The organism is Mesorhizobium sp. M1409 (assembly GCF_040317535.1).
GTDB lineage: Bacteria > Pseudomonadota > Alphaproteobacteria > Rhizobiales > Rhizobiaceae > Mesorhizobium.
The window spans coordinates 55,719-65,900 of sequence record NZ_JAMYKV010000043.1 but is presented as its reverse complement, the minus strand read 5'-3'; the positions used below and the strand labels follow the sequence as shown (position 1 = coordinate 65,900).

Sequence of the window (10,182 nt, the reverse complement as noted above, 5' to 3'; positions counted from 1 at the left end):
TGGTGGGGGCCTGCGCGGGTGGTGGGCGCGGCGCGGTCGCTATTTGTGTGCGGGGGGTGCGGGGGCGGGGGGTCCCGCGACTAGGTCCATGCCGGCTGCAAGACAGCCGGCGAGGCAACCGCAAAAGACATCGCCCGCGCCGCTTGTGTCTACCACGGCTACCCTCGGCGCCACGAACCGGTCGATCCGTCCTTCGCCATCGGCGACTAGGCAGCCGAGCGCGCCAAGCGTCACGACGGCGGTTCCCGCGCCTTGACGGATTATTTCGCGGGCTGCCTCGTCAGGATTGCTCATTCCGGTCAGCTGCGCCGCTTCGCCTGCATTGGCGATGGCGAGACTGACGTCGCTCAAACCCGCTCTATGGCCGGCCGCAAGCGGGCTTGGATTGAAGACCGTCGTTGCCCCCGCGCCCCGCGCCACCTTTAGGCAAGCGGTCGTTATATCAGGGTCCAGATTACCCTGAACCACGACGATGTCGCCGCGTTCGAGCGATCGGATAAAATCGCCGTCGGCCAGGGGATCGAAGGCTGCGGCGCAACTGGCGCCGGTAACGATGAGATTCTCGCCTCGCGCATCGACCATGATCGTCGACCGGTCGCTGGGCAGTTGCAGCATCATCAGATGGCTGGCATCGAGCTCGCGGCTCAGCTGCTCTGTGATCCAGGCTCCGGCGGCATCGTTGCCGATCGCCGCACGGAAGCGAACATCGGCTCCGGTGCGCGCCGCGGCCACCGCCTGGTTCGCACCCTTGCCGCCAAGTCCATCGGCATGTTCCGATGCGTTCAGCGTCTCGCCCGCCGCCGGAAACCGGTCCAGCCGAAACGTCGTATCGACGCAGACATTGCCGACGACATGGACGCGCATGGCTAATCCCTGGCCGTTGCCCAGCCCAGCATCTGTTCGAACAGTGTCTTGTAGCCATCCCAGGCGATGAAGCCGGGCGGCAGCCAGTGCGGGCCGACATCCGAGGTCCAGGCGACGGTGCGGCCCTGGCCATATTTGCCGGTCACCAGCAGTGGCAGCGAACGGTAGTCGGAGGAAACGGTGGCGAGGACTTCCGCACCGTCCTTTACCGCGACCTCGTTAAAGCCGAGCAGGATCGGCCAATCCTTGCCGAGGCCCTTAAGGATCGGATGGTTCTGCGGGCCGACAACGACCGGCGCATAGCCTTCGGGAACCTCGACGCGGTCGTCCACCGGCAGGCAGGTGACCGGCAGAACGTCCTCGACCGGCGTCTTGTGATAGCGCGCGCCCCCATTGATGCCCTGGAAGCTGTAATAGCCGCCGAACATCAACAGGCCGCCGCCATTGCCGACATAGTCGCGCAACAGGCGCAGCCGGTTCGGCGTCGGTTTGGAGTGGACCCAGGTGTCCGGGTGGAGCAACAGCGTGTTGGCACCAAGATCGGAAAGCACGACCACGTCGTAGGCCGAAAGCGTTTCCATGGTCTGCGGGAAATTTCGCTGCGCCTCATGCGCCGGCATGAAGGTGACGTCGAACGGACCGTCCTTCAGCGCGGCCAGCAGCTCATCGGCACCGGTGTGATAGGTCACGGTCGGAAACTGGTCGAAGCCTTTGATGTGGGTCGCGGTCGAGACCCAGGACTCGCCTGCGAGAAGAACCTTCTTCCTGGACATGTAGACTCCCTATTTTGTTTGGAGCCGCGGCTCAGAGGCCCTCGGCGAACACAGTCTTTGGATTGTCGATGAGCATAGTGCCGATTGCCGATTGCTCGACACCATGGCGCTTCAGTCTCGGCACGAAATGCTTGAGGATGAAGCCGTAGCCGAAACCGCCGAAGCGGGTCAGCATGATCTTGAGAAAAACGTCCTGCGACAGCAGAATCCGGTCGAGTAGCCCCATGTCGATCAGCGAGCGGATCGCCCGTGCATTCTGCTCGTCGGACGGCGACTGAGCATCCTGGTCGGCATAATAGAAATCCATGCCGATCATGTCGTATTCCAGGAAGGCACCGCGCGCGGCGAGGCTTTGCTGATAGGCAAGATCGTTGTGGCTCGGGTTCATGTGGCAAAGCACCGTATGCCGGAGATCGGCGCCTTCCGCCTCGACCACATCGAGCACGTCATGCGCCAGCCGCTCCCAGCCGGGCAGATGAATGGTCAGCGGCACGCCGGTGATCTTGGCCGCGCGGGCCGAAGCCCGCAGTGATTTGCGTTCCTCGTCGGTGAAATCCTTGCTGACGCCGACCTCGCCGATGATGCCGGCCATGATTTCGGGTTGGGTCGACCCGCCGCCGACATCGTTGACGAGGAATTCGGTGACGTCGTCGACGTCCATCGCTTTCAGCCAGTCGGGGTGGGTGTGCTGCAGGTAGAAGCCTGTCCCCATCACGATCCGCAATCCCGAGGCGCGGGCAATGCGCGCCAGCTTCACCGGATCGCGGCCAATGCCGATATTGGTCGCATCGACCACGGTGTGGCCGCCGAGCGCCCGGTATTTCGCCAGCTCCGAAAGCGCCAGGTCGCTGTCGTCGAGCGAGACGTTGTCGCGGTTCATGTAGGGGTTCATCCGCAACTCGCCGATGATCTCCATGCTGACCGGCTGCTCGGCGATCTTCCTCTCGTCGGGATGGCAGGGGCATTTCCACGATTTCGCGCCGTCGAGCAGGATATGCTCATGCATAAGCGTCACGCCCATGTCGGCGATCGCGACCGGGCCGGTAACAGTCATCACGGTGCCGGAGCGGACACCGATGGGCGCCCGTTCCCTTGGTTTGTCTTCGAACAGATGATCCATGTCAGCGGCTCCGCGTTGCGCCCTTGAACAGCCGGAAATTCAGCCAGATGGCAACGAGGATGATTGTGCCGGTGACGATCGGCGTCAGGAAGGGCGACATGTGCGACAGGATCAGGCCGTTGCCGATAACGGCGACGGTCAACGCGCCGAGCACGGTGCCGATGATCGTGCCGCGCCCGCCGAACAGGCTGGTGCCGCCAAGCACCACGGCGGCAATGACATCGAGTTCGAAACCCTGGCCGGAATTCGACGAGCCGGAACCGAGCCGGGCGGCAAGAACAACGCCGGCCACCGCCGCCGCCATGCCCGACAGGACATAGACGAACAGCGTCATGAAGCGCGTATCGACACCGGCGCGGCGCACGGCTTCGGCATTGGCCCCGATGCCGGTGACATAGCGGCCGAATGGCGTCTGGTTGAATGCGAGATAGGCAACGATCAGAACGACAAGGGCGAGCAGTGCCGGTACCGGCACACCGAGAAACCAGGCCCTGCCGATGTTGACGAAGAAGCTGGTCGGCTCAACCGGGATCGAATAGCCGCCGGTGATCAGCAACGCCACGCCGCGGATGATCGAGAGTCCGGCAAGTGTGACGATGAAGGCCGGTATCCGCTCATAGGCGATGAAGAAGCCTTGTAAAGCACCGATCGCCGCGCCGAGTGCCAGCATGGCGGCGACGACGAGCGGCCACGGCAGGCCGGACTGCAGCAAGACAGCCGACAGCGTCGCCGTCAGCGCCAGCACGGACCCGACCGAAAGGTCGATACCGCCGGTTGTGATGACGAAGGTCATGGCTGCCGCAACGATCAGCAGCGGCGCCGACTGGCGCACGATATTGAGCAGATTGGGCGTCGTCAGGAAAGAGCCGGTGGTCAGCGAGAAGACCACGCAGACGACGAGGAAGAACAGCGCTATCGAGACGACGCTGCCATTGGCTATCGCCACATCCTTCCAGGTGGTGTTGTGGCCGCGTTTGGGCGGCGAGGCGCTGATATCCCTGGGTGATGACGTGACATTCATGGCTGCGCTGCCTCATCACGGCTGGCGCGGGCCGAACGCGCCGTGAATTTGCGGCCGACGATGAGGTTGACGACCTCTTCGATGCTGGTGTCGCCGATCTTGCGTTCGGCGACATTGCAACCCTCATACATGACCTGGATGCGATCGCAGACCAGGAACAGATCCTGCAGCCGATGGGTGATGAGGATAACGCTGACGCCGCGGGCGCTGACGGCGCGGATGAGCTCCAGAACCGCTTCGACTTCCGCCACCGCAAGAGCCGCTGTCGGTTCGTCCATGATCAGCACCGACGGATCGAAAGAGGCGGCGCGGCCGATGGCGATCGACTGGCGCTGCCCACCGGAGAGGTTTTCGACCTTGAGCCTGGTATCGGCTATGACGATGCCGAGCCGGTCGAGCATCTCACGCGTCTGATCATGCATACGCTTGTTGTCGAGAAAGGGGACGCCGAGAACGCGGCGCCGCGGCTCGCGGCCGAGGAAGAGATTGCCCGCCACATCAATCGTGTCGCAGAGCGAAAGGTCCTGGTAGACCATTTCCACCCGTGCGGCGCGGGCATCGGCCGGTGAGGAAAAGGAGACAGCCTTGCCGTCGATCTCGATGGTGCCGGAATCCGGAATGACCGCACCGGACAGAACCTTGCTCAAGGTGGATTTACCGGCTCCATTGTCGCCGACCAGGCCGAGCACCTCGCCAGGCTTCAGGTTCAGCGAAACATCGTCCAGCGTCTGGATAGGGCCGTATCGTTTGGAAATACCGGTCATCCTGACGCGGTAGGATTCGCCATCGCTCATCACGGTTCCAGTTCTCAAGGTAACAAGTTCAATCGGTCGCCAGGCCGCGCAGGCAACCCTGAAGTCATTGCGCGGCCCGGCGGTCCGGGGAGGATACTACTTGAACATGTCCTTGAACTGGCCGACATTTTCCTTGGTCACGATGGTGATCGGAACATTGATGATCGGATCGATCTTCTCACCCTTCTTGAGCTTGCCGAAGGCTTCAACCGCTGCCTTGCCTTCACCAGCCGGATCCTGCTGGACGACGGCGACCACCCAGCCCTCTTCGAGACCTTGCACCGCCGACTTGGTCAGGTCCCAGCCGAACACCTTGACATCGCCGGTACGGCCTTGGCTGGTGACGGCGGAAACCGCACCGAGCAGAGCCGGCTCGCCGGTTGCGTAAAGCGTCGTCATGTCGGGATTGGCGGTCATAAGGTTCTCGGCGGCGGACAGGGCTACGTCCTGCACGTTCTGGCCGTCGACCGTGTCGAGGAAGGTGACTTTCTGGCCGCTGTCGGTGACGGCCTTCTTGAAGCCGTCGAGCCGCTGGTTCTGGATGAACGAATTGAGCGCGCCGACAACGCCGATCTTGGCGGTTCCGTTCAGCTTGGTCTTGACGTATTCGGCGTAGAACTTGCCGATATCCTCGCCCGCCTTGGTGTTGTCGACGCCGACGAAGGCGACGTTGTCGCCATTCGGGATCTGCGCGTCGATGGCAATGACCGGAATGCCGGCCGCCTTGGCCGCGGTGATGGCCGGCTTTACACCGTTGACATCGATGGCGACGAGAATGATGCCGTCGACCTTTTGGGTGATGTAATTCTCGATCGCGTCGTTCTGCGCGCTCGGTACATTGTTGGCGTTGAAGATGACGAGGTCGACGCCAGCGGCCTTTGCAGCAGCTGTTGCACCGTCATTGATCTGGTTGAAGAACAGGGCCTGCTGGTTGATGGTCACCAGCGCATAGGTCTCGGCTATGGCGGAAGCAGAGCCGAGGGCGAGGGTCATGGCGATGGCTGCGGTGCAGCCTGAAAGGATCTTGGTAAGACGCATTCCGGTTCCCCTTGGTTTTACGGAAAAGGCCCTTGATCGGGCTCACCTGGCGACTGAGCGCAGAGGCATAATTCAAGGTACTTGATTTCTTGTCAAGTGACTTGAATTAGCGCCAACGAAAAGAAATGGGCGGATGCGCCGGATCAGAATGTCGCTGGCGTGTTCACCCAGAAAATGCTGGCGCGTTCATCTCCGACATTGCGGTACCAGTGCGGCAGTTCGGAGTTGAAGACGAAGGAATCGCCGGCAGACAGGCGAAACGTTTTTTCGCCGACCATCAATTCGATCGCACCTTCCAGGAGATAGCCGACTTCCTCGCCGGCATGCTGGATCGGGCCGGCGCTCTCACCGCCCGCTTCGATATGATGGATGTTGCACTGCAGGAGATGGCCGGGCGAATACGGGATGACACGCTCGAGCGAAATACCTTCGCCGCGCCGAAGCGGATCGAGCGCTATCAACGGTCGCGATCCAGCCCGAAAGACGATGCCTTCCTCGCCATCCGACTCCTCGAACATCCAGCCGATGTTCGTGCCGAGCACCTCGACAAGCCGGTGAAGCATGGGAAGCGAGGGCGAGACCTTGCCGTTCTCGACCTTGGAAAGCAGGCTTTCTGAGCAATTCGCGGCAGCAGCGAGCGCCTTCAAGGTCAGCCCGCGCGTCTGCCGGGAAAGTTTCAACCGCGTGCCGAGCCGCAAGAGGCTGGTGGCGGTCGAGCGCTCGTCGCCCTTGCTGTTGTGGGTATCGATCTTGTTCATCTGGGGGCGCGAACATCTCCGCTGGTTGGGCTGACTCGTAAAACTGATCCTATGCGATGTCCATCCTATGAAAAATGAAGGAATGCGCAGGGTCGCAATCACGGACCCGTCCATGGCAAGCGCTGGGCCCGCCGTTTCAATGCTCGCGAATGGGGGTCCGCCCCTCAGGCCGGTTCGCGCTTCAGCGCCTGTGCCATGCAGTGGATGCCGCCGCCGGTCTTGGAGATCTCGCTCATGTCGACGGCCGCGACCTCGAAGCCGCGTGCCTTGAGCTGGCCTATCAGCGTCTGGCTGGAGGTCGGCGCGATCACTCGGTCCTTGCCCAGCGACATGAAGTTGCAGCCGAGCGCCATCGTGTCCTGGAACGGCACGTCGATGATCTCGTGCCCCTTGCCCTTCAGCCAGTCGACGATGCCGGGTTCAGTGCAGGCGAGGCAAACGGCGGTCAGTTTTTCGGCGATCGGCACCACCATCAGGTCGATATGCACATAGTACTCGTCGATAAAGGCGATGCGGGTCTCCCAGCCTTCCTTGTCGAACCAGGCCTGCACCTGGCGAGCGCCTTCCTCTTGCGTGCGGGCGCCGCCGCAGCCGATCAGCACGACGCCATCCTCGATGACGTTGAAGTCGCCGCCCTCGAAAGTACCTGCCGTGACCATGTCGTAGATCGGGATGCCGAGCTTTTCGTAGGTGCGGATTGCGGCGTAGTTCTCGCCGCGCCGCCACCAATTGGCCATCGCGGTGATGACGGCGCCATAAGGCGTCATCACACTGGAATCACGGGAATAGACCTGCATCGGCAGTTCGGGTGTCGGTTCGTGCCAGTGGATGTTGACGCCGAAATGTTCGTAGGCGGCGACGAGGTCCTTGTGCTGCGCTTGCGCGATCTGGACGTTGCAGGGCGCCTCGCGCAGATGCTTGCGCGACAGCGAGCTGGTCGACAGGTGACGCAGGAAATTGGGCGAGCCGAGCAAGACATCGGTCAGGACGTCGGTCTCGTTGGCGAAGCCCCAGGCGGTCAGCGGCTTGGTGCCGCCGGCCGGATTGCGGCGCTGCAGCGAAAACGGCTCGGCGACAATACGGTCATGAACGGTCATGGGGTGCTCCTCGTGAGGTGGCTTGGGGTGACTGATTGTTCGGGATCCACCAGTCCCGCCCGCGTGGGGTGGTGACATATTCCGGCCAGCGGAATCCAATCGGCGGCTCGTAGTCGCAGAGCGGCGCGATCCAGTTCGAACCGCCGATGCCGCCGCCGGTGCGGGTGACGAACTCGTCCATCGCCGCACCGCGGGCGGTTTTGTCCTCCAGCAGGCGAAGGGCTGCCAGCGCGATGGTCTTCGACGCGCAGACGACCATTGGGTCGATGGTGGCAGGAATGCCGCCCAGCGCATTCATTACCCATGACGGATAGGGGTAGCCGGTCTCCGAGCGCAGCGCCGGGCGGGCGACATAGAAGCGCGCAGTCGGCGCATGCCAGCTCATATCGGTGTAATCGTCCGAGGTCGAATTCACCTGCGAGGGCGGCAGATCGCGGCGCAGGATCGCCTCCGCCGCCCGCGGCTCGATCAGGCGTTCGAGTTCTTCGATGAACGGCTCGTCACTCGCCATGCGCCCGGCATTGACCTGTATGTCGCGCGCGACTGCCTTGGCGTCCTGGTCCCAGCGCGGCGGCCCGACGGTCGACAGCGCTTCATAAGCGATTTCGGCCATGGTGTGATTGGCCAGCCCCGGCCGCGACTTCGACACCCAGTACCGCTCATGGCGGCAGCCGCTCATGCTGGCAGCGGCCTCGGCATTGCGGTCGAGCACGGCGGTGATCTGCTCGGCCATCGCCAAGGTCGGCACGCGGATCATGTACTGGATCTCGGCCAATCCTGCCGGCAGGTTGTCGGCGGTCGCCTGGCCGGCGGTCAGGATCGCCTCACTGATCGACCAGCCACCCTGGTGCGGCAGCATGGAATCGCGCAGCGCCTTGGACGCCATGTACATCATCATGAGCGCATCGTTGGCGCCGGGCGCGCGCACCGCCGAATGCGCCTGCGGAATGGGCGCTGCGCCGCCCGCCAACCGCAGCCAGCGCTCCGGCTGGTCGCAGACAAAGCGATAGATCATCGCGTAAGCCGCGCCGCAATGCGTGTCCCAGCGCGCCGTGTTGCAGAGCGGCAGCATGTAAAACGGATGGAAGGAGATCATGCCGGCAAGGCCGTCATAATAACCCCTGGCGGCATGGATCGGCTTTGATCCGCGCACCTTCTCGGCCGGTTCGCCGGTGAAGCGCAGCGTGCCCGGTATGCCGTGGCGCTGCATCGCCGCCTTGGTCGCAAGCAGCCCGCCGAGACTCGAAATGCCCAACCCGGAATGCGGATCGGTGTGGCCACCCGCATGTTCGCCAAGGCCCGGGCGAGGGCGCCTGACGGTCGCCGCGTCCTGGCAATTGCCCGGCACGGCGTCGTATTCGGCATACATGCCGATGGTCGGACCGGCGCCGTTTGTCCAATGCGCGCAGAAGGCTGTGGGCATGCCGCCGGAACCTTCCTCGACGGAAAAGCCTTCGCGCTTCAGTCTCTCCACATACCAGGCAGAGGATTGATACTCGCGCCATGCAGTCTCGCCGAAGTCGAAAATGGTGCGCGTCCACGCCGACAGCAGCGGCCGGATGTCGTCAAGACAGGCAAGCGCTGTTGCTTGCGCCGAAGTGGTGACCGCTTTCTCCATGGCCTCAGAAGAAAGCAGTGAAGCGGTCCGCCAAAAAGTGATATGTTTTTCCGGCTCATGCAAATTCGGTTCACCTGAGGTCTCTTGCGCATACCATCGACACAAGCACTGCGTGCGCTCGACAGCTTCGCTCGTCACGGCAGCGTCTGGCGCGCCGCCGACGAGTTGCACCTGACCCGCAGCGCCGTCAGCCACCAGCTTCGGCTGCTGGAGCGCGACCTCGGCTTCGACCTGCTCGAACGCATCGGCAAGGGCGTGGCGCTGACGCCGCGCGGCCAGCGCTACGCCAGCGATGTGCGCAAGGCGTTGACCGTGCTGGGCGACGCGGTGACGCGCCATGCCGGCACCGGCGTTGGCGGCTCGTTCAGCGTCAGTTGCACGCCTGGCTTCGCCTCGTTGTTCCTGTGCACCCATATCGGCGAGTTCCGGCAGATGTACCCTGACGTGGCGCTGCGCGTCCTGACGCCACGCCGGCTGGATGATGTCAGCAATGCCGACGCCGATGCCTTCATCGCATTTGGCGTCGGCAACTGGCCGAACCGCGCGGTCGAGCTTCTGTGCGAGATCTCCTTCACGCCGCTGTGCAGCCCGACGCTGCTCAACAAGGTCGGTGGATTCTCAAAGCCAGCCGACGTTTTGCGCGCCAACCTCCTGCATCTCGGCGATACCGAGGACTGGGCGCGCTGGCTGGCATTGTCGAAGGTCGAGAACCCCGACCCGGAGGGCGGCATATTCTTTTCGGACATGAATCTCGTCTTCTCGGCCGCGATCGCCGGCCAGGGCATGGCTATGGGCGACGAACTGACCAGTGGCAAAGCGCTGGCCGAAGGCAGGCTGGTGCGTCCATTCGATATCGCGATCAAATCACCGCGGTCGTACTTCCTGGTCTCCGAACACGCCAAGGCCGCGCATCCGGTGCTCGACGCCTTTGCCAGATGGTTGCGGTCGAAGCTCGCGGAGAGCAATGCCAAGGGCATGGCGGACCACGGGCGCCACGCCCGGGTATAGCCGACCACGGCCGCCATCGATTGGATAGATGAATCAAATTTGCCGATCAGGCGAAAACTATTCGGTTGCGGTGAGGCCGCGCGCTGCCCTA

Annotated in this window: 10 protein-coding genes; 1 reads left to right on the top strand and 9 read right to left on the bottom strand. The window is 63.1% G+C overall.

Translation table 11 applies throughout. From position 1 onward, the window contains the following. Positions 1 to 39 precede the first annotated feature (39 nt). The 9 genes from NKG99_RS26820 to NKG99_RS26780 all read right to left on the bottom strand — a co-directional run bounded on the left by NKG99_RS26820 (position 40) and on the right by NKG99_RS26780 (position 9,083). The gene (locus NKG99_RS26820; protein ID WP_352872007.1) at positions 40 to 864 is read right to left on the bottom strand and encodes a ribokinase; all 825 of its coding nucleotides are present in this window, start codon (positions 862 to 864) and stop codon (positions 40 to 42) included. A 2-nt stretch (positions 865 to 866) separates the two neighbouring features. Beyond that, positions 867 to 1,637 carry a glutamine amidotransferase gene (locus NKG99_RS26815; RefSeq protein WP_352872006.1) on the bottom strand — a complete coding sequence of 257 codons (771 nt, stop codon included), beginning with the start codon at positions 1,635 to 1,637 and terminating at the stop codon, positions 867 to 869. Between the two features lie 31 nt (positions 1,638 to 1,668). Then, entirely contained in the window at positions 1,669 to 2,757 is a 1,089-nt protein-coding gene (locus tag NKG99_RS26810; protein ID WP_352872004.1) for a phosphotriesterase family protein, read from the bottom strand. Position 2,758: 1 nt separating this feature from the next. Beyond that, entirely contained in the window at positions 2,759 to 3,778 is a 1,020-nt protein-coding gene (locus NKG99_RS26805; protein WP_352872003.1) for an ABC transporter permease, read from the bottom strand. Then, positions 3,775 to 4,572, bottom strand: a complete 798-nt coding sequence (locus NKG99_RS26800; RefSeq protein ID WP_352872002.1) for an ATP-binding cassette domain-containing protein — start codon at positions 4,570 to 4,572, stop codon at positions 3,775 to 3,777. Before NKG99_RS26800 ends, NKG99_RS26805 begins: the two co-directional genes overlap by 4 nt. A 96-nt stretch (positions 4,573 to 4,668) precedes the next feature. Next, positions 4,669 to 5,610, bottom strand: a complete 942-nt coding sequence (locus NKG99_RS26795; RefSeq protein ID WP_352872000.1) for an ABC transporter substrate-binding protein — start codon at positions 5,608 to 5,610, stop codon at positions 4,669 to 4,671. A 143-nt stretch (positions 5,611 to 5,753) separates the two neighbouring features. Continuing rightward, the gene (locus tag NKG99_RS26790) at positions 5,754 to 6,368 is read right to left on the bottom strand and encodes a cupin domain-containing protein (protein ID WP_352871998.1); all 615 of its coding nucleotides are present in this window, start codon (positions 6,366 to 6,368) and stop codon (positions 5,754 to 5,756) included. A 164-nt stretch (positions 6,369 to 6,532) separates the two neighbouring features. Next, positions 6,533 to 7,465, bottom strand: coding sequence for a dimethylarginine dimethylaminohydrolase family protein (locus NKG99_RS26785; RefSeq protein WP_023760469.1), 933 nt, complete (start codon positions 7,463 to 7,465; stop codon positions 6,533 to 6,535). Next, positions 7,452 to 9,083: a zinc-binding metallopeptidase family protein gene (locus NKG99_RS26780; protein ID WP_352871996.1), complete on the bottom strand. Its 1,632-nt coding sequence runs from the start codon at positions 9,081 to 9,083 to the stop codon at positions 7,452 to 7,454. The genes NKG99_RS26785 and NKG99_RS26780 overlap by 14 nt, the downstream gene beginning before the upstream one ends. 84 nt (positions 9,084 to 9,167) lie before the next feature. Here NKG99_RS26780 and NKG99_RS26775 point away from each other — a divergent pair, with 84 nt between their 5' ends. After that, positions 9,168 to 10,091, top strand: a complete 924-nt coding sequence (locus tag NKG99_RS26775) for a LysR substrate-binding domain-containing protein (protein ID WP_352871995.1) — start codon at positions 9,168 to 9,170, stop codon at positions 10,089 to 10,091. Positions 10,092 to 10,182: the final 91 nt, after the last annotated feature.